This window comes from Methylotuvimicrobium buryatense 5G (assembly GCF_000341735.1).
Classification (GTDB): domain Bacteria; phylum Pseudomonadota; class Gammaproteobacteria; order Methylococcales; family Methylomonadaceae; genus Methylotuvimicrobium; species Methylotuvimicrobium buryatense.
Window position 1 is genome coordinate 4609187 of the sequence record NZ_KB455575.1, and the last position, 20594, is coordinate 4629780.

Sequence of the window (20594 nt, forward strand, 5' to 3'; positions counted from 1 at the left end):
AGAATAATTTAGCAGGGCAATAAGATGAGTGGAATATTAGGCACGGCAATTTCAGGGCTTATGGCTTTTCAACGCTCGCTGGACACGACCAGTCACAATATTGCCAATGTCAATACCGAAGGCTACAGCCGGCAGCGTGTCGAATTGGCAGCAAAGCCCGCGCAATTTATCGGCTCCGGCTATATGGGCGCAGGCGTACAGGTTACCGATATTACCCGAAGTTACGATCAGTTCATCAGCGGGCAATTACGTTCCAGTGCCTCGGCTTTCGGTGAAGCGGATAAGTTGCAATCGATGGCTAGGCAAGTCGATTTTATTGTTGCGAACGATGAAACAGGTCTTGCGTTTTCATTAAGCGGGTTTTTTAAATCCGTGAATGATGTTGCAGGCGATCCGACATCGATTCCGGCCCGGCAAGTCATGCTTGGGGAAGCGGATTCTCTAGCGAACCACTTCAATATGATGGCGGGGCAATTGGATTCGTTGCGTAATCAAGTCAATGTCGATATGCAATCGATGGTCAATGAGATTAACTTGTTGGCCTCGGGTATTGCCGATTTAAACAAACGCATCGCTTCCGATATAGGGCAGTCTTCCGGCAGTAAAATGCCGAACGATTTGCTCGATGGCCGAGATCTAATGTTACAAAAATTGTCAACATTAACCAATGTTTCGGTGCTCGATCAGCAAGACGGTTCGGTTAGCGTATTCATCGGGCAGGGGCAATCGCTTGTATTGGGAATGAATGCATCGACCGTAAGTTTGAAGCCCTCCAATAGCGAGCCTGAACGCCAACAAGTACTTATCGGAGATCAAAATGTCTCGAAGTTCATTACCGGCGGACAATTGGCCGGAGTGATGCGTTTTCGCGATGAAATACTCAATCCCGCTCAACAGCAATTAGGCTTAGTTGCGGCTGGATTGAGCGTACGATTCAATGATCTGCATAAAGAAGGCTCCGATTTGAATGGCGATGACGGGCTGGACCTATTTTCGATGGGCAACCCGGAAATTGCTGTGATAGGAGATGATACTTTTCCCGGAGGCGGTGCCGTCAGCGCGGTTTTCGATCCCGCAACGATTAATCAATTGAAAGCCAGCGATTATCGTCTCGACTATATCGGCGGGAGCTATAGTTTGACGCGCTTGAGCGATAACGTGAATATTCCGATTTCGGGTACTTTTCCCGAGACGGTCGGCGGTATCGACATTGATGTGACGACAGCCCCAACCGGCGATGCCAGCTTTTTGATCCGGCCGACGTATAATGCGGCTAAAAATATCAAAACTGAAATAAAAGATCCCGCTTTGATCGCGGCGGCCGAGCAAGTGCCTCCAGGTGGAACGGCGTTGCCGGGCGACAATCGCAATGCATTGAAATTGGCGGATTTGGAATCGGGGGCGTTCATGACCGGCGGCCGGTCGTTGACTCAGACTTACGGTCAACTGGTATCGCAAATCGGTGTTGCGGCTCATTCGGCTAACGTGAGCCGGTCGGCTCAGGAAATATTATTCAACAGAGCCAGTCAAGCGAGAGAAAACCTTGCCGGTGTCAATCTCGATGAAGAAGCGGCTAATCTCATCAAGTATCAAAATTCTTATCAAGCTGCGGCGCAAGCCGTTAATGTTGCGCGCACGGTATTCGACACCATGCTGAACGCGTTCAGGTAACAGAGGATTAGTCATGCGAGTTTCAACAGCGTTTTCCCATCAGTTAAGTCTTAACTCAATGCTTAAACAGAGTGCGCAGCTCAATCAAACCCAGTTGAAGTTATCGTCGGGCAAGAAGATTCTGACGCCATCGGAAGACCCCGTTGCGGCGGTCAGAATTTTGGATTTTAAACAACGTATCGAACAAACCGAGCAATATCAACGTAATATCGATACGGCGCGGCAAAGACTTTCGCTGGAAGAAGTGACGCTGCAAACCGTTACCGATGTGGTTTTTTCGATTCGAGACCTCGTCTTGCAAGGCTTGAACGATATCAATAGCCCCTCTGAACGGCTGGCGATTGCCGATGCGTTGGATGGGTTGAACGAACAGCTAATGGGTTTGGCGAATACCAAAAATTCCAATGGCGAATATTTATTTGCAGGATTGGCCTCGCTTGAGGCACCGTTTAAGGATATCGATGCCGCGACTGATCCGCCTTTTTATGAATATGTCGGGGACAATACCCGGCGTTTTGTGAAGATCGGCGATGCAAGGCAGATTAGCGACGGCGATGACGGTGCGAGCGTGTTCGGCCCCTCTACACCCGGCGGAGTCGACAATATGCTCGATGTTGTTCGGAAGTTGTCGGATGAGTTTAAAAATAATAATCCGCAATCGGCGACTCTGGGTGAGCTGGATGTTGCCATGGATAGAGTTGCATCGATTCACTCCTCGGTCGGTACTCGGTTAAACGCGCTAGATCGTCAAGAAATATACAATGAAGATATTTTATTGAACATGAAAACAGTATTGTCGGAAACGGAAGACCTCGATTGGGCCGAAGCCATCAGCCGGTTCAATTTACAGACAATATCGTTACAAGCGGCTCAACAAACGTTTACCACAGTACAGCGACTCTCTTTATTCAATTACTTATAGCTTACAGACGAAGTCCAAACTCAGTTATTCTAAAAAGAGCAGTTGAGAGCCTCAAACTACCGTTCGCCCTGAGCCCTTCGGCTGCGCTCAGGAGAGCCCCGTCGAAGGGTGAATGGTAGTTTGAGGCTCCACCAAGACGGTGAAAGTGTTGTAGACCCTTCATGCTTCGACTTAGCTCAGCACGAACGGTCTACAACACATGTCAACTGCTCTTTGTTAGGGTTATACATATCGCTTTAATGCGTTTGCCCTGTATCTTGAGCCTCCAAAAGAGACAGTGATCTGCGCGTATGGGATAATCCGCTTGTTTATTTAGCATAGTAAGGATTTCATGCGGCGATTTATTCAACGTATGCCAGGACGAAATACCTGGCTGATTCTGCACCTTTACTTGGCGCTGGGCTTAGGTTTTTTATTTGTACTGATCGGCCTGACCGGCAGTCTTAGCGTTTATCGCGAGGAATTGGATGGTTTGTTGAATCCAAGTCTCAAGGTAGACAACCAATCCGGCAATTATTTGCCGCTCGATCGCATCATGGCTTCGGTCAAGGCGGTCCATCCGGCAAGGCATGGTCCATGGACATTGGAAATGCCGCAAACGCCGAGCGGCATGGTAACCGCTTGGTATGAAAAACCGCATGAGACGACCGGCGAACTCTACGCGCCGTTGATGGTTTCGGTCAATCCTTATACCGGGGAGGTCGTTGCCAGTCGGTTTTGGGGTAGTACGCTAACGACTTGGCTGCTTGATCTACACACGCAACTTCGGCTGGATCGAAGCGGTTGGCGAATGGTCGGTTATCTCGGCTTGTTGTTCGGCGTTTCGATTCTAACCGGAATCTATTTATGGTGGCCGGGCAAAGGGCGATTTTTGCAAGCCTTCAAGATTCGTTATCATTCCGGTATCGTTCGTTTGGCATTTGATCTGCACCGGATGATTGGCTTGGTCGGTGCGTTATTGTTGCCAACATTGATCGTCACCGGACTCCATTTGAGTTTTCCTTCCGTGTTGGAAAGTTTGACCGGTGCGGATAATTTGGGACACGGCGATCAAGGTCCGCCGATACGAAGTACCGCCGTTCCGAATGACAGGCCGGTTACGATGGAAGAGGCTGTGTTATTGGCCCGCGGTCCGTTTCCGAAAGCTAAACTCAGACGCATCACGACCCCGGCAGGTGCGTCCGGCATCTATCGTGTCGATTTGCGCCAAAACGAAGAAATCAATCGAAAGCATCCGTTTACGACCGTTTGGGTGGACCGCTGGAGCGGCCATATCAAGGCGGCGCGCGATCCTTATAGTTTTACGTCCGGTCAAGCTTTGACTATTGCTATCTGGCCGATTCATACCGGCGAAGCGTTGGGTCCTTGGGGCAGGTTTTTATGGTTTATAGTCGGGTGGCTTCCGCTGATACTTTATGTCAGCGGGTTGATGATTTGGTTGCGAAGGAAGGGCTGGCTTAAGGACAGGCCGGTGAACGTGCCGAATTTACGCCCTTTGCTGTCTTATGCGCTAACAATAGGGCAACGCATCGGCTTGGAGGGGATGCGTTGGGCCGGTTTATTGGTACGTTATATCGAGCGAAACGAACCTCATCTTAGAGTAAAGGCACAAAAGTTATGGCGGCGCTGCCTTGAGTTTGCATCCGGGTTATCGAAATAAATAATCTTAGCCCGGAATAAAAGAATCATTCTATACCCTTTGCTGGTCAAATTTCGGCGCCGGGGTGTCCGTCAAAGGACGCCGTGAATACGTCCATGTAGGCTCTGTGACAGCATCCCTGCTGTCAAAGCTTTTGCCGAAAACCCCGGCACCTCCATGCGTCAATGCCGAAATTTAAAGTGCGATGGGTATAATGTTCATGAAGGCCCGGCAAATGAAATTGTGCGGCGTGGGGAGGGTGCGGTCACTCGCTCGACAGGACGCCGTGAATACGTCCATGTAGGCTCGACGGCGGCTGTCCCTGCCGCCGACGCCTGTCGATCGAGCAACCGCACCCTCTCCGGAACCGGCATTGCCAGAACGGAGTTTTGCATATCGAAAAATTAGATAATGAATCCAAATTTACGATCTTTCACAGTAAAATCGGTAGTTTAGCCATGTAGCCCGTATGCAGCGTAGCGAAATACGGGAGTGGCGTGGCTCCGAGCTTCCCGGATTGCGCTACGCTCCATCCGGGCTACGCGGCTTCATATTCTTCATGGTGAAATGCTTTTTCTAAGATCAATGGAAAAACCCTCGTTTAATAATCACTTTTTAGCAGAACATGCCGCCTTATTGGGCGACAGTTATAATCGCTTGCTCGGTAAACCGCTGATTAACGGCATTTGCGGGAGTCAGGAATTTGCCGAAGCTTTGTTTCATGCGCCATTCGCCGTGGTTTCGCACGACACCGCCGACGACCCCGTGTTTAATTATGCGAATGCTCAGGCATTGACCTTATTCGAAATGAATTGGGATGAATTTACTCGGACGCCGTCCAGGCTATCCGCGGAACCGGTCAATCGGCAAGAACGAAGTCGTTTGTTGAAGAAGGTTACTGAACAGGGCTATATCGATCATTATCAAGGCGTGCGTATTTCGAGTACCGGAACCCGTTTCATGATCGAAAATGCCGTGGTTTGGAATCTGATCGATCGACACGGAAACTATAAAGGCCAGGCCGCCTGCTTCAGCGATTGGTGCTTTTTATAAAGTATACTTTTCACCGAATCTCAAAGCCGGCCGGAATATCGATGCCTGTCAGTTCTTCGGTTTCGATGTGATCGACCCGGGCCGTGATCGGTCCTTTATGACACCATCGTATCAACTTTTCCACCGCTTCCTTGGGGCCGGCCGCGACCACTTCGACCCGGCCGTCCTGCAGGTTTTTCGCGAATCCGGACAGTTGATGTTTCCGTGCTTCCTTTTGCGTGAAGGCGCGGAAGTAAACGCCTTGCACTCGGCCCGATACGAGTATTCTGACTTGTTTGGTCATTCGCTAATCCTCCAGCAATAATGAATCTTGGGATTTCGGGCAAAATCTTCCGGAATCGTCGCCGCCGTGATGTCTTCGATCACTAACTCCGATAGGGCCTCGGTGTCGAGTTTAAAGCGCCTGAAATTGGTCGAGAAATACAGCACGCCGCCGGGCGCCAGCAAGGCCGCCGCGTTTTCGATCAATTCGACATGGTCGTTTTGAATATCGAATACGTCGTCCATGCGCTTGGAGTTGGAAAACGTCGGCGGGTCCAAAAAGATCAGGTCGTATTGACGGGCATAAGGCTGTTTGGCTTCATCGGCCAGCCATTCCAAACAATCGGCGCGGATGAATTCGTGATCGCCGCCGGCTACATTCAAGGCCAGATTCTGCTCTGCCCAGTCCAGATAAGTTTTCGACATATCGACCGTGGTGGTCGATTTTGCGCCGCCGACAGCAGCATGCACCGTCGCGCTGCCGGTATAGGCGAACAGATTCAGAAAACGCTTGCCCTGGGCTTCCTGTTGAATACGCAGCCGCATCGGGCGATGATCGAGAAACACGCCGGTATCGAGATAATCGGCAAAATTGACGCGCAATTTGCAGCCGCCTTCTTCGATGACATGGAATTCGTTGTTGTGGCCTTGTTTTTCGTATTGATCGCTGCTTTTTTGCTTGCGCCGTATTTTCAGAAAGGCCTGTTCTTTCGGAATGCCGAATAAGTCCGGAATTTCCGCCAAGACCCCGGCCAAGCGTTGGTCGGCTTTGTCCGGGTCTATCGATTTCGGCGGTTCGTATTCCTGCACGATGATCCAGGTTTTATCGCCCCGGTACAGATCGACCGCGACCGCATATTCTGGCAGGTCGGCATCGTAAACCCGGTAACAATCGATTTGGTTTTGCTTGGCCCACTTGCTCAGTTTTTTCAGATTCTTCCTGACGCGGTTGGCGAACATTTCAGCACCGGTATCGCCGCTGCCGGTCACGCTTTCCGCAATTTGCGCGAGGCGTTCGTCGCGGTTTTTAGGCTTCGGAATAAAAAAGGCCGCATCGGCTATCGTCATGCGCAGCAATTTGCATTCGAGAGCGCCATTATAAAGCGTGATCGGTTTTTGCGAACGAATCCCGAGGCGGAATCCGAGTTCGGGATCGCTGACGATCAGCGCGGCTTGCCAGCCGGAAAATTCGGCTTTCAGCGTGTCACCGAACTTTTGATAAAGCTCGGCGGTTTCTTCCGCGTCGCCTAGGCGTTCTCCGTAAGGAGGATTACAGACCAAAAGGCCTTTCGGCCAGCCGGCGGCAGGCCGCGCATCGGCGATATCGCGCCGTTCCAGATGAATCTTGCCGTTGAATCCGGCTCGCTCGATGTGTAGCGCCGCCGCATTCAGGCTATGTCGGCTTTGGTCGAAGCCGACGATCATCGGCAATGTTTTCAGTCCGTCGGATTTACGTCGTTCGGCTTCGTCGATCAGATTTTGCCAAAGTTCGGGGTCATGCTTTTTCCAGCCGCTGAAACCGTAATGTTTGCGCAATAATCCCGGTGCGATATCGGCGGCGATCATCGCGCCTTCGACCAAAAGCGTGCCGGAACCGCACATCGGATCGAGCAGAGAGCCGTTTTGTTTGGCGATCGCGGGCCATCCCGAGCGGATCAGAATCGCCGCAGCCAAATTTTCCTTGATCGGCGCCTTGATGTTGATATCGCGATAACCGCGTTTATGCAAGCTTTCGCCGGACAGGTCGATGCTTAATTGCGCCTTTTCGCCGTGCAGATAAACATTGACGCGTAGCGACGGTTGTTCGGTGTCGATCGAAGGACGTTTGTTGAATTTCGCTCGCATTTGATCGACGATCGCGTCCTTGACCTTGAGCGCGCCGAAATGAGTATTGTTGATCGCTTTCGAGTTTTTCGCGCTGAACGTGACCGCGATCGAATCGTCCGGCTTTAGGTGTTCGAACCAGTTGATTTTCTTGACGCCGCGATACAGGTCGTCCTGGCTGTTGACATCGAAAGTGCTCAGCACCAGTAAGACTCGGTTGGCGACGCGCGACCATAGGCATACCCGGTAGGCGGTTTCAAGCGTGCCTTCGAACGCGACGCCGGCAACGGTTTGTTTGATATGATTTGCGCCCAGCATGGACAGTTCGTCGGCAAGCAGTTGTTCCAAGGCTTTCGGGGATGTCGCGAACAGTGAAAATGAGGTCATTATGAAGTAAGTTCCGTATGGGTTCGCACGCGAAAAGTGAGAACTGGATAATAAAAAACATAGTTTGAGCGAGTGCGCCGAGTATTTCAATTACAAATGATGGGTTAAGACGACTAGAATAGCTTGAATAAACGTAAATGATGCATGAATGTAAGTGGGTTTTTCCTCGTTCCCATCGCTACAGCGGGGGAATGCATAAAGTATGCGGCACTCAAGATCGAAAAATAACAATAAACTGAAGCGGGTTGATAAAACATGAAATCGGATAACCATTATAAACAACTAGGCTGCGCGGAATGTGCGGGCGGGGCCGGATTAGGTTTCGATTTCACGATGGCGTTTCAGCCCATCGTGAATACGACGACGCAGTCGATTTATGCTCATGAAGCCTTGGCGAGAGGTTTAAATAACGAGCCGGCAGGTAAGGTGTTCGAGCTGGTCAACGATGCAAATTGCTATCGATTCGACCAAAGTTGCCGCACAAAGGCGATTAAGTTGGCCTCGGAGTTGAATATGGATACTTTTTTGAGTATTAATTTTATGCCGAATGCGGTTTATCGCCCCGAGTTGTGCATAAGAACAACATTGGAAGCAGCCAAAATCTATGGATTTCCGGTCGATCGCATTATTTTCGAAATTACAGAAGGCGAGCAAGTTAAGGATCATGCGCATTTACTCGAAATCGTTCAGTATTATAAAGCGCAAGGTTTTAAAACCGCGATAGACGATTTCGGAGCCGGGTACTCCGGACTCAATTTATTAGCCGAAATCCAAACCGATATTATTAAACTGGATATGGCTTTGATTCGTCATATCGATCAAGACCGTAATCGGCAAGCCATAGTCAAAGCGATCTTGCAGCTATGCGGCGAGCTATCGATTATACCTCTTGCCGAAGGCATCGAAACTTATGAAGAGCTGAGTGTGCTGCAATCTTTTGGCTTGGAATTATTTCAAGGCTATTATTTCGCTAAGCCGGCATTTCAATCGTTGGCGGCTTTGACGCCGAATGCGTTTGCCGGCCGTTGAACGCCAGGGAGAGCGGATCATAGCGTTTATATCGGAAAAATTTGCCAAATACTCTTCCGCCGAAATGTCGCGAGTAAAGGCTGGACTAAATTCGAGTCGCAAAATTAACTTAACTAAGTGATAATCGCATATTTTTCGCGCCGTGCTTGGATTTTTGTCGTTTAAGAGATTAAGCCCGCCGTGTTGCATTCATTTAGTTAACGTGACGAACCATGACCGCCATTCAATATATCGATACTCCGCAAAAGCTTGACGAATTGTGCCGGCAAATCGCCAAGGAATCTTGGCTGGCGCTCGATACCGAATTTCTTAGGGAAAAAACCTATTATCCCAAATTTTGTTTGCTGCAAATCGCGACGCCCGAATGGGTTGCTTGTGTCGACCCGATCGCTTTGGATGATTTAAGCGCGCTGTTCGAAGCTATCTATAATCCGGCGATAACCAAAGTGTTCCATTCCTGCAGGCAAGATCTGGAAATATTTTATCAATTGACCGGTAAAATTCCGCAGCCGATTTTCGATACGCAAATTGCCGCACCCTTGTTGGGATTTCAGGAAAATCCCGGTTATGCGATGCTGGTATCGAGTTTTTTGAATATTAATCTGAGCAAAGCCCATACCCGCACCGACTGGACCGTTAGGCCGCTCAGTCAGGAGCAATTACAGTATGCAGCCGACGACGTGATTTATTTATGTCAAATTTATCAAACCATGCTCAAGAAATTGGCCGAGCTCAATCGTAGGGATTGGCTGGAAAGCGATTTTGCGATGTTGAACGATCCCGAACTTTACGATATTTCACCGGAAAATGCTTGGCTTAAAATTCGCGGCAAAAATAAACTGACCGGTAAGCAATTATCAATCGTACAAACCTTGGCCGAGTGGCGCGAGCAAACCGCGCAAAAAGAAGATAGGCCTCGAAATTGGCTGCTTCGCGACGATATGATGTTTGAGTTGGCAAAGCAGCAACCCGGTACTGTCGACGAAATGTTGAAAGTCCATAATATCAATGAGCGCATGGTTAACAAGCACGGCAAAGTACTTTGTCAATTGATCAATGAAGCCAAGCAAAAGCCGCCGATACCACTGCACGAAAATGGCCGATCCCCCAAAAAGACCCAGCAGCAAGAAGCTATTTTGGATATTTTGACGGCATTGGTACGCATTAGAGCGGACGAAAATTCACTGAATCCGGCTATCTTGGCTGACCGTAAGGCATTGGAATTATTATTGTTTGAAGATCCCGAGTCTTTATTGTTGAAAGGTTGGCGCTATGCAATGGCCGGCCGCGAGTTGATGGGATTATTGAAAGGCGAGCAAGTGCTCGGTATTGATGGAGAAAAAGTCTATACCATTGATAATCCTTCTAGTTGATATACCCACTGCACTTCAAATTTCGGCGATGCTTAAGGAGGTCTGGAGAATCCAGTTGCTATAGATGGCAGGCTTTTCCGGTTCCCACGACCCTCTTCTGTGGGACCCCATATCTTGGCTATCGAGATAAGGTTGGTGTGTATCCCCATGCAGTAGCGGTGGGAACAAGGATTGCTTGCATTCAGGCCCTAGCGTGCCTCAAAAGCTCGCTATCTATGGAACTGGATTCCGCCAGTCCATGGCGGAATGACGGGTTTACCTAAACTTAATATACCCATCGCACTTCAAATTTCGGCATTGACGCATGGAGGCGCCGGGGTGTTCGGCCAGCAATTCCCAATTTGGAGATCAAAAAGGGTGTGGGGTATGCTTGGCGAGGATGTCGGCAGCAGGGCGCTGCCGCCAAGCCCCCATGGATGGGTTTACGGCGTTCCTCGACAGGCATACCCCACACCCTAAAATCGGCGAAACTGCTCAAACTGGGAAGTGCTGGTGTTCGGCAAAGGCTTTGACAGCAGGGATGCTGTTCACAGAGCCTACATGGACGTATTCACGGCGTCCTTTGACGGACCCCCCGGCGCCGAAATTTGACCAGCAAAGGGTATAGAAGTAAGCTGATACCCCCATTACACTTTAGGTTTTGGCATTAGCGCATGGATGCATCGGGGGAATCCAGTTGTCATGGATTACAGGAATTTTCGGATTATCCGATGTTGGGAGCGGTACTCGATGCATAAAATAGTGACTATTTTGCTACGGATTAGCGTTGTCGCGGTATTGATCGCATTGTTAACTATTCGGTCGACACTGCCAGGAACTGAGCCGATTCGTATTGGCGTGATTTATTCGCTGACCGGCACGATGTCGGTCAGCGAGGCGCCATTGATCGATGCGATTAGCTTGGCGGTCGACGAAATCAATAACGAAGGCGGGCTGTTGGGACGTTCCGTCGCAATGACGGTTGTCGACGGACAGTCCGATTGGCATGTATTTGCAGGTGAGGCAGAGCGACTGATCACACAAGAGAAAGTCGGTGCATTGTTTGCTTGTTGGACATCTGCTTGTCGTAAGGCAGTCAAACCGGTCGTTGAGCGCCTTGATCATCTTCTTTTTTATCCGGTCCAATATGAGGGGCTCGAGCAGTCGCCCAATATCGTCTACACCGGCTCCGCGCCGAATCAAAAAATTGTTCCTGGGACCCATTGGGCGCTCGAGAATTTCGGAAGCCGCGTCTATCTAGTCGGTTCGGATTATGTTTTTCCCCATACGGCAAATATCATTATTCGTGATTTGAGCATCGCGATTGACGGACACGTGTTAGCCGAACATTATGTACCTTTAGGCCAACAAGATGTTTCCTTAGTCGTTCGAGACATCCTGGAGCAAAGGCCCGATGCCGTACTGAGTACCTTGAACGGCGATACCAATAAGGCATTTTTTGCCGGATTACTTGCCGCGGGTTTGGCTGACATACCGTTGATGTCGTTTAGCGTTAGCGAAGGTGAGATGCAGGCCTGGGGAGGCGATAAGTTCAAACGGCATTTTACGGTAAGCAGTTATTTTCAATCGATAGATCGTCCTGAAAACAAACAATTCGTTAACGCATTCGGAGCGCGTTTCGGCAAGGACCGTTTGATTGGCGATGCGATGGAGGCAGCTTATGTGAGTGTAAAACTTTGGGCTCAAGCGGTTCGTGATGCAGGGTCGGCCGAAGCGACGCGCGTAAATCGAACAATATTAAGACAAACTGTGAACGGCCCTTCGGCAATTACGTCGGTCGATTTATCGACCCGGCATACTTGGAAAATGGTGCGTATCGGGCAAGTGATGCCCGGAGGGCAATTTGAACAGGTTTTTGCCACCGAAAAGCCGCTGCGTCCTAAGCCTTGGCCGTACTATCGGACTCGGGAGCAGTGGTTGGATGTGTTGGAAAGCTTGCAACCTGGCGGTAAAGCCGGTGCAAGTCAGGGGTTACAGGCCGATGTCGCATTCGAGGATCAATCCTTGCCACACAAGGACAGCCAATGATTCTAGGCAAAATCATTCCTCGTTCTTTATTGGTTTTTTTGATGGTGTCGCCTTTGCCATTGGCAGGTTTGGCTTATTTGTTCGTCGGAACGTTCGAGCAAGAGTTGACCAGAACGGTCATGACACATTTGGCTTCGATTGCCGATAAAAAACATGATCAAATCGAGGCTTATCTAAACGAACGGTTGGCCGATGCTCAACTATTAGCCAATATGCCGTTAACGCATCAAACTTTGGACACGCTTTCGGCTTTATTCGACGAATCGATTGATTCAGTGCGTTACCAAGATGAACTACGGAAATATCGAAACGATTTTGTCAGATTTCAAGACAGTAGCGGTTATTATGATGTGTTGTTGATCGATAAACTCGGCAATGTCATTTTCTCGATATTGCATGAAGACGACCTCGGTAGCAATTTAAATTCCGGGTTTTTACGCGATACGCCATTGGCTGAAGCCCAGCGTAGCGCTTTGGCATTGCTCGATACTCAATTGACGCCGGCCGCACCGTACGGACCTTCCGCGGATAGGCCGGCTGTTTTTATCGTCACGCCGTTGCTGCGCGACGGCAGGCCGATTGGAACCTTGGCCTTTCAAGTGAATCTCGATCGATTGATTAAAGTTTCCGCAGACAACACCGGCTTGGGCGAGACCGGCGAGACTGTTTTGGCGCAGCGTGAAGGCAATCATGCATTGTATGTCGGTCCTTTAAGTCGAATCGGCGAAGCCGCTTTTCGCTATCGAGTACCATTGACGGAAACCGCCAGTCCGATGCGCTCCGCCTTATCGGGTGAAGTCGGTATGGGCATGAGTCAGGATTATGTGGGCGTCGATATCGTTTCGGTATGGCGCTATTTACCATCTTTGAGTTGGGGGATGGTCGTCAAAATGGATGTCGACGAAGCTCTTGCCGCGGTTCAGCGACTACGGCAACTGACTTGGGGAGCCTTGGCGCTATTGTTTGTTTTGTCGAGTATTACCGCGCTGTGGTTTGGCAGGGCTTTGATTTTGCCGATTCGTAGAGTGACTGAAGTTGCCGGGTTTATTGCCGGCGGCGATATCGATCGAAGAGTGCCGGTCGAAGGCTGGCAGGAACTGAAGGAGTTGGCGGGCAGTTTCAATCGTATGACCGACCGGTTGGCGGAAGATCAATTGCTGTTGGAACTCCGCGTCGAGCAGCGCACTACAGATTTGGAAAGCGCGAACCGGCGTTTACAGGATTTGTTAACGCTTCATGCCGCGATACTCGATAATGCCGCGCATGCGATTATGGCCACGACTCCAGAAGGCATCATTACCGTATTCAACCGTGCCGCCGAAGACATGCTGGGCTATCTGGCGGACGAAGTGATCGGCAAGCAAAGCCCCGACATATTTCATGATCCTGACGAGCTTCAAAAGCGGGCGCAAGAGTTTTCCGAACAGTTGGGTATGTCGGTAGCGCCCGGTTTCGATACGATTATTGCTAAATCGCGTAATAATAAACCCAATGAGCATGAATGGCTCTATCGGCGTAAGGATGGCTCGGCGATTCCGGTTTTGTTGTCCGTTAGCATGATGCGTAATGTCGACCGGATGATTAGCGGCTATCTCGGGATAGCGGTCGATATCGGTAAATTAAAAAAAGTCGAGCAAGCGCTGTTGGATAGCGAAATACGTTTTCGTACGATTTTTGAAAAAGCCAGTATCGGCATGGTCTTTGCCGATGCCGAGGGTAATTTGTTGCAGGTGAACGATAGTTTGGCTCGCTTTTTAGAATATTCGGCGGCCGAATTATCGAGTGTCAATTTCGCAACGCTAACCCACGCCGATGACTTGTCGATGGAAGTGGGTTTGGTTGAAGAAATCGTAGAGGGTCGAAGAGACGATTACCGGCTTGAAAAGCGATACGTCACAAAATCCGGACGAGTCGTTTGGGGGGATTTGACGGTAACAGTATTGCGAGACCTGCAAGGGCAAGCGGTCAATTTTATCGGCATGATTATCGATATCAGTGCGCGTAAGGAGTCCGAAGCCGAGTATCGCACCATTCTCGAAACGACTCAGGACGGTTTTGCGTTGTGCGACAGTCAGGGCCGTTTTATCGATGTCAATGACGCTTATTGCCGTTTAATCGGCTATGAACGGGATGAATTGCAGCAAATGACAATACCGAATATCGAAGCGATCGAAAGCCCCGAACAAACTCAACAGCATCTCGATAATATTTTTAAAAACGGGGCGGATCGATTTGAAACCCGGCATCGGCATAAAGATGGCCGATTATTGGATATCGAAGTTAGCGTCAATTATTTACCGGTCAGCGAAGGCCGATTGGTCGTCTTTTTGCGCGATATCGGTGCTCGAAAGGAAACCGAAGCTGCATTAATTGAAGCCAAGCAAAGCGCGGAGGCGGCCAATCGGGCCAAGTCGGCGTTTCTTGCCAATATGAGTCATGAAATTCGCACGCCGATGAATGCCATATTGGGCTTGACGCAACTGGTTCTGGAAACCGATCTCAATGCCCGGCAGAAGGATTTTCTGCAAAAAGTGCATGCTTCGTCGAAAGCCTTGCTGAGCATTCTTAACGATGTGCTCGATTATTCGAAAATCGAGGCCGGGCGACTGGAAATAGAGCGGGTGTCGTTTCGGGTGGAGTCGGTGCTGACATCGGTCGCCGATTTGTTCGCCGCGCGCATTGAGGAAAAAGGTTTGGAACTTTTTTTCGAAATCGACGCCCCTGCAAATCGTACTTTGATTGGCGATCCGTTACGTTTGACTCAGGTGCTCAATAATCTGGTCGGTAATGCCATTAAGTTTACGAACGAAGGCGAAGTTCATATCAAGGTCGAAGCGATTGAGCAGAGCGACGATTCGTTATTATTGCAATTCTCGGTTCGCGATACCGGCATCGGTTTGTCCCAGGAAAAAGCCGAGTTATTATTTCAGCCGTTTACGCAAGCCGATAGTTCGATTACAAGGCAGTTCGGCGGAACCGGTTTGGGTTTGGCTATTTGCAGCAAGATAGTCGCTTTAATGGAGGGCACGATAGGTGCCGCCGGCGTCGAAGGCGAGGGGGCTGTTTTTACGTTTACGGTTCGTGTCGGTATCGAATCGGAAGCACCGCAAAATCTCGATTTAAGCCGGATCCGAGCTCAGCGGGTACTTGTCGTTGACGATCAATCGACTTCCCGTTTGATACTCAAGTGCTTGTTGACCCAGTGGGGACTGTATTGCGAAACATCGGATTCGGGAGAAAATGCCTTGCGACAGATTTATCAGGCGGAACAAAAGCATTGTCCGTTTTCGACGGTTCTGCTCGATTGGCGCATGCCCGGTATGAGCGGAGCCGAAGTAGCCGAGCGTCTCGAAAACGATTGCCGTAAGGGCTTGTTGAAACATCCGCTGACAGTGATCATGATTACGGCTTATGATAAAGAGCAGCTTTTGGCTCAAACCGATAGGATACATTTTGATAAGATTTTGACCAAACCGGTAACGCCATCGGTATTATACGAAACGCTGGCCGGGCATTCCGTGATTCCCAAGCCTGAAGATAACGTCTTTAGTGCGATTCGTCTCGATGGCGTGAAAATTTTGGTGGTTGAGGATAATGCGCTCAACCAAGAAGTCGTTGTTGAAATTTTGCAAAATCGAGGCGCATCGGTCACGGTTGCCGAAAACGGCCGTGTTGCGTTAAACAAACTTGAGCAAGAAAACTTCGATTTGGTGCTGATGGATCTGCAGATGCCGGAAATGGACGGTTTCGAAGCCACGCGCCGAATCAAGGCGATACCGGATTATCATGCGTTACCGGTCGTCGTAATGAGTGCGGCGGTAATGCCGGAGGAACGTGCTCGATGCCGACTTGCCGGCGCAGACGATTTTGTTGCAAAGCCGGTCGACCCTAGCGACCTTGAACGTTTGTTGGTTAAATGGCTCAATCGCGTGAATGTCAAAGCGGCAACAGGCAGGCTAAATTTGGAACCCGGAGTTACTAATACCGTCGAATTCCCTGATTTGCCCGGCTTCGATATCGACCGGGCATTAAGGAGGGTCGATGGTAATGCCGTGTTATTACGCCGACTGCTGGCCGGATTTGCCGATGAGCACAGCAATTCGCCGGCACAATTCGACCGGCTAATGCAGGAGCAACGATACGACGAAGCGGCAGCCTTGTTGCACACTATTAAAGGTTTGGCCGGGCATTTGGGTGCGGATTCGTTGAGCCGAGCGGCTGCCGCATTGGAAAAGGAGATATATGCCGGATCTAATTCCGACCTATGCCGATTTTTCAGCGAACAACTCCAGCGGGCCGTTGACACGATTACCAATGCTTTGACGGCGTTTGAAACGGATGATGTCCAAACATCGGATGCCGATGAAAAAGCCATCGCGAATGTATTAAATGATTTGTTACCCTATGTCGAGGAGCGGGAGTTGATTCCTGAAACTTCTTTGGAGGCATTATCGGAGCTTCATGACTCAGGCCATGCCGGCGAAATGCTGAATCGCTTGCGAAAGCAACTCGACAGATTCGATTACAGCGGCGCAATGACCACGATTGAACGACTTTTGACCTTGTTAAAACAGGATAGTTAAATGGTGGACGAACCCGGGAAGAAACTGCTTATATTATTGGTTGACGACGTACCCGAAAATATTCATGTTTTGGCGGCGGCGTTGAAAGCCGATTACCGTATCAAAATCGCCGTAAACGGTCCTGCCGCGTTGGATTTGGCGCAACGGAGCGACAGACCCGAGCTGATTCTACTGGATGTGATGATGCCCGGCATGAATGGTATCGAGGTGATGCGGGAATTGCGTTCGCGACCGGCAACAAAAGATATTCCGGTGATATTCGTCAGTGCCGACAGTTCCGAGCAAAGTCAAGTTGCGGGCTTGGATCTTGGCGCCGACGACTATTTAACCAAGCCGGTCGTGGTTCCTGTATTGATGGCCCGGGTACGCAATATACTGCAACGCAAGTGCGCTGAGGCTCAATTGCGCCTGGCAGCCCATGTGTTCGACCACAGCGGCGAAGCCATCATGATTACCGATCGAAACAATCGTATTCTTCAGGTTAATCCCGCATTCATACGCTTAACCGGATACGCAGCGAGTGAGGTCCGCGGAAAAAGCCCCAGCATCCTGGCTTCAGGTAAAACGACTCCAGACGAATATCGCGCGATGTGGCACTCGATCAATGAGACGGGGTTTTGGCAAGGCGAGATTTGGGATCGGCATAAGGACGGCTGCGTCTATCCGAAACTCTTGACGATATCGGTCGTGCGCAGCGTATCAGGTTCGGTCGATTATTATATAGCCAGTTTTGCCGATATCAGTGCGCAAAAAGCCACCGAGGAAAAGATTCGCCATATCGCGCATCACGACCCTTTGACCGATTTACCGAACCGTTTATATCTGCAAATCAGTCTGAAGCAGACGATGCTGCTGGTTCGCCGTAAAGAAGAAGAGGCGGCCGTGATGTTCATCGATTTGGATCGGTTTAAGGTGATTAACGATTCGTTGGGACATCAGGTAGGCGACGGCCTGTTGATCGAAGTGGCGCATCGGCTTAAGGAAAGTGTGCGCGATAGCGATTTGGTCGTGCGTTTGGGCGGTGATGAGTTCGTGATTGTATTGACCGATAAAAATGCCGCGCATGCCTCAGCCCATGTTGCCGATAAAATATTAACCGCGTTGTCGAAACCTTATTTAGTTAATGGGATTAATTTACGGACGACGCCTAGCATTGGTATCAGTCTTTATCCGCACGATGGCGAGACCATCGAGTTGTTGATGAAAAATGCCGATACCGCGATGTATCATGCTAAAGCGGTCGGGCGTAACAATTACCAGTTTTTCCGGGCCGAGATGAAGCATCTCACCAATGATCGATTGTTGTTGGAGCATAGTCTTCATGAAGCCTTGGAAAAAGGGCAGTTTTATTTACACTACCAGCCACAAGTTAAATCCGAAAACGACCATGTGATCGGTTTGGAGGTATTGCTTCGTTGGGGGCACCCCGTTTTAGGCAATGTTCCGCCCGATCAATTCATTCCGGTCGCCGAGGAAATCGGTTTGATAGGCCGGCTAGGCGAGTGGGTGCTCAATACCGCTTGTTCGCAATTACGGGATTGGCGAAGTCAAGGTTTCAAGGATGTGCGTATTGCGGTGAATCTATCGGTACAGCAATTGCGGCAAGCGCATTTGGTCGAGCGGGTTGCGAGCGTTTTACGGGCAAACGAGCTGGCGGGGGGCGATTTGGAATTGGAAATCACCGAATCTGCGGCGATGCTGAATCCTGAAGTTGCGATCGAGATTTTCAATGCTTTGCGAAACATCGGCGTGGAACTCGCCATCGATGATTTTGGAACCGGCTATTCATCGTTGTCTTATTTGAAATTATTGCCGATTCAACGCTTGAAATTGGATCGTACCTTTGTCAAAGACATCGAAACCGATCCGAACGATGCGGCTATTTGTTCGGCAACGATTGCGCTGGCTCATGCGCTCGGTATCGAGGTGGTTGCCGAAGGCGTTGAAACCGAGGCGCAGCGAGATTATCTGCTGCATAGAGAAGCCGATATAATGCAAGGCTTTTTGTTTGCCAAGCCGATGCCGGCGGAAGCCGTTCCGGTTTTTTTGAATAGTCCTCGGGCGGTTTAGACGCAAAGATCGAGCAATTCCTAATTTAACGTTCATGAAAGCCCAGCAATCGCCCGACAGGACGCCGTGAACCCAGCACCTAAATTATCCAAGAGCTAACCATAGCCAATGGATTATGGAATTTAGGTGCTGGGTGAATACGTCCATGTAGGATCGACGGCGGCTATCAGATTGCCATGGATGGCATGAATGCAGATTTTGCAGGAGCAAAAATCTGCCCTGCCGCCGACGCCTGTCGGTCGAGCAAACGCACCCTCTTCGGAATCCAGGGCAAACGCATTAAAATAATCAACATATCAATATGTTATCCTGTTTCTTAGAACGCTTAGTCAATTCGGCTTAACTTATGGCATCCCCTCCCTGGGCCCCGTTAGGCCGCGCCGAGCACTGGCGATTTTGCGGAGAATAGCCCGTTAGGGGAGCGGCAGGGATGCCGCTCGTTTTCGGAGGGCTAGGGATAGCCCTTCCGAAAACCCTCGGCAAAATCGTCAGCGCGCAGGATGCAGCGGCCTCCGGGTGTCTTTTCTTTTGGATACTTTTCTTTGGACAAGCAAAGAAAAGTATCGCGGTTGTCGGTCCGCGAACCGACTACACATAAGCGTCGCGATAGCGACACAAAGCCTTATTTAGGTTTCAAATAAACTAAATCTTATAGTTAACCAAGAAAAAAGGAATATTTTAACTAATTGATTTTCTATAGTGTTTTAATGCGTTTGCCCTGGGCGGTTTGGTGACTCGCTTGACAGGACGCCGTGAATACGTGCATGTAGGCCCTAGCCAGCTCCATGCTGGCAAAGCCTTTGTCGAGCCCCCCGGTGCCTCCTTAGTCACCTGCCGAATTTTGAAGTACGAAAGGTATATTTCATGCTCGTTTCTAAGCACCTCTATTGCCTGCTAAATTAAGGTATAGATTCAAGCGCTATCCTCAGCAGATAGCTTCTTTGCTTGTAAGCGTTTGTTTAACCAAAAGCCTCCAATAATCGGTGCGGCCAATCCCATAGTCAGCGAAACGATCAAGGCAATCCAGGTCGTTTGGCTCCATGCTACCGGGTATACATCCGGTGTAACCGGTTCGCTGATGCCGGGAATGCTCGGCAGGTCGCCGTCCCCGTCGTCCACCTTCAATTGCGCCTTCATGCCTTTTTCCATGTGCTGCGGTATTTCGCAGTGCACCAAATAGGTTTTAGGCCGCGACGGAACGATCAGCGAGGCTTTTAATTCGCCTTGGCCGTACAGTTCTAAATGCACCATGCCGTCAGGGTATAAATAACCGGGTAGGCCGTGAATCATCATTTGATGACGGATTTGGTCGTCGTTGATGAAGGTGATGTTGATTCGGCTGCAAGGTTTAACGTTCCATTCTTGCCGGTCGAACGCAAACATCTTGCCGGGAAATTTTTGCGCATGTTTATGGCCGGCGCGGATCACGATATCGACATCCTCGGAAACTTCCTTACAGTCGCGCGGCAAATTGTCGGCATTGGCATTCATGATCATGCCGGTTTCATCCATCATCATATTGCCGTGTTTCATCATTGCCGCGCTGGGGTTGGCCGCCGCTAACAATAGCAAGCATAACGACGCGCCTGATAGATTCTGGATCCGGCAGGTGAAATTTTGTCGGGTCATTGTGAGAGTTTCCTGTTGAGCGCAACGACAATAAAAATAATAACGCCGAGCAATAAACCTACAGCGAGACCGAAGCCGGCGATGCGTAGATAATCCGGCGCGAGCATGCCGGCTTCGCCGAGTGC

At 49.9% G+C, this 20594-nt stretch carries 13 protein-coding genes; 9 read left to right on the forward strand and 4 right to left on the reverse strand.

Translation table 11 applies throughout. The features are described 5' to 3' along the window. Positions 1–24: 24 nt before the first annotated feature. From flgK to METBU_RS0120875, 4 genes are all read left to right on the forward strand, one after another. Positions 25–1671, forward strand: a complete 1647-nt coding sequence (gene flgK, locus METBU_RS0120860) for a flagellar hook-associated protein FlgK (RefSeq protein ID WP_040575370.1) — start codon at positions 25–27, stop codon at positions 1669–1671. Positions 1672–1684: 13 nt separating this feature from the next. Then, the gene (gene flgL / locus METBU_RS0120865; RefSeq protein WP_026130363.1) at positions 1685–2593 is read left to right on the forward strand and encodes a flagellar hook-associated protein FlgL; all 909 of its coding nucleotides are present in this window, start codon (positions 1685–1687) and stop codon (positions 2591–2593) included. Between the two features lie 331 nt (positions 2594–2924). Beyond that, on the forward strand, positions 2925–4253 hold the full coding sequence (locus METBU_RS24880; RefSeq protein WP_017842468.1) for a PepSY-associated TM helix domain-containing protein: 1329 nt from the start codon (positions 2925–2927) through the stop codon (positions 4251–4253). Positions 4254–4817: 564 nt separating this feature from the next. Then, the gene (locus METBU_RS0120875) at positions 4818–5285 is read left to right on the forward strand and encodes an MEKHLA domain-containing protein (RefSeq protein WP_017842469.1); all 468 of its coding nucleotides are present in this window, start codon (positions 4818–4820) and stop codon (positions 5283–5285) included. A 10-nt stretch (positions 5286–5295) separates the two neighbouring features. Here the strand turns inward: METBU_RS0120875 and METBU_RS0120880 are convergent, their stop codons facing one another. Continuing rightward, the gene (locus METBU_RS0120880; protein ID WP_017842470.1) at positions 5296–5568 is read right to left on the reverse strand and encodes an acylphosphatase; all 273 of its coding nucleotides are present in this window, start codon (positions 5566–5568) and stop codon (positions 5296–5298) included. Further along, positions 5565–7757 (reverse strand): bifunctional 23S rRNA (guanine(2069)-N(7))-methyltransferase RlmK/23S rRNA (guanine(2445)-N(2))-methyltransferase RlmL, encoded by a 2193-nt coding sequence (gene rlmKL, locus METBU_RS0120885; protein WP_017842471.1) that lies wholly within the window; start codon positions 7755–7757, stop codon positions 5565–5567. The genes METBU_RS0120880 and rlmKL overlap by 4 nt, the downstream gene beginning before the upstream one ends. 255 nt (positions 7758–8012) lie before the next feature. On the opposite strand from rlmKL, the gene METBU_RS0120890 reads away from it, so the two are divergent. The 5 genes from METBU_RS0120890 to METBU_RS0120910 all read left to right on the forward strand — a co-directional run bounded on the left by METBU_RS0120890 (position 8013) and on the right by METBU_RS0120910 (position 18840). Further along, entirely contained in the window at positions 8013–8786 is a 774-nt protein-coding gene (locus METBU_RS0120890) for an EAL domain-containing protein (RefSeq protein ID WP_017842472.1), read from the forward strand. A 212-nt stretch (positions 8787–8998) separates the two neighbouring features. Continuing rightward, positions 8999–10159: a ribonuclease D gene (gene rnd, locus METBU_RS0120895; protein ID WP_017842473.1), complete on the forward strand. Its 1161-nt coding sequence runs from the start codon at positions 8999–9001 to the stop codon at positions 10157–10159. A gap of 729 nt (positions 10160–10888) precedes the next feature. After that, positions 10889–12187 carry an urea ABC transporter substrate-binding protein gene (locus METBU_RS0120900; protein ID WP_017842474.1) on the forward strand — a complete coding sequence of 433 codons (1299 nt, stop codon included), beginning with the start codon at positions 10889–10891 and terminating at the stop codon, positions 12185–12187. After that, a complete protein-coding gene (locus METBU_RS25525) occupies positions 12184–16770 on the forward strand; it encodes a PAS domain S-box protein (protein WP_017842475.1) in 4587 nt (1528 codons plus the stop codon). Before METBU_RS0120900 ends, METBU_RS25525 begins: the two co-directional genes overlap by 4 nt. Continuing rightward, complete coding sequence (locus METBU_RS0120910; protein WP_017842476.1) at positions 16771–18840, forward strand: putative bifunctional diguanylate cyclase/phosphodiesterase; 2070 nt, start codon at positions 16771–16773, stop codon at positions 18838–18840. 166 nt (positions 18841–19006) lie between these two features. On the opposite strand, the gene METBU_RS29105 is transcribed toward METBU_RS0120910, so the two are convergent. Beyond that, a complete protein-coding gene (locus METBU_RS29105) occupies positions 19007–19135 on the reverse strand; it encodes a hypothetical protein (RefSeq protein ID WP_017842477.1) in 129 nt (42 codons plus the stop codon). Positions 19136–19752: 617 nt separating this feature from the next. Continuing rightward, entirely contained in the window at positions 19753–20469 is a 717-nt protein-coding gene (locus METBU_RS0120925; RefSeq protein WP_017842479.1) for a cupredoxin domain-containing protein, read from the reverse strand. Between the last annotated feature and the right edge of the window lie 125 nt (positions 20470–20594).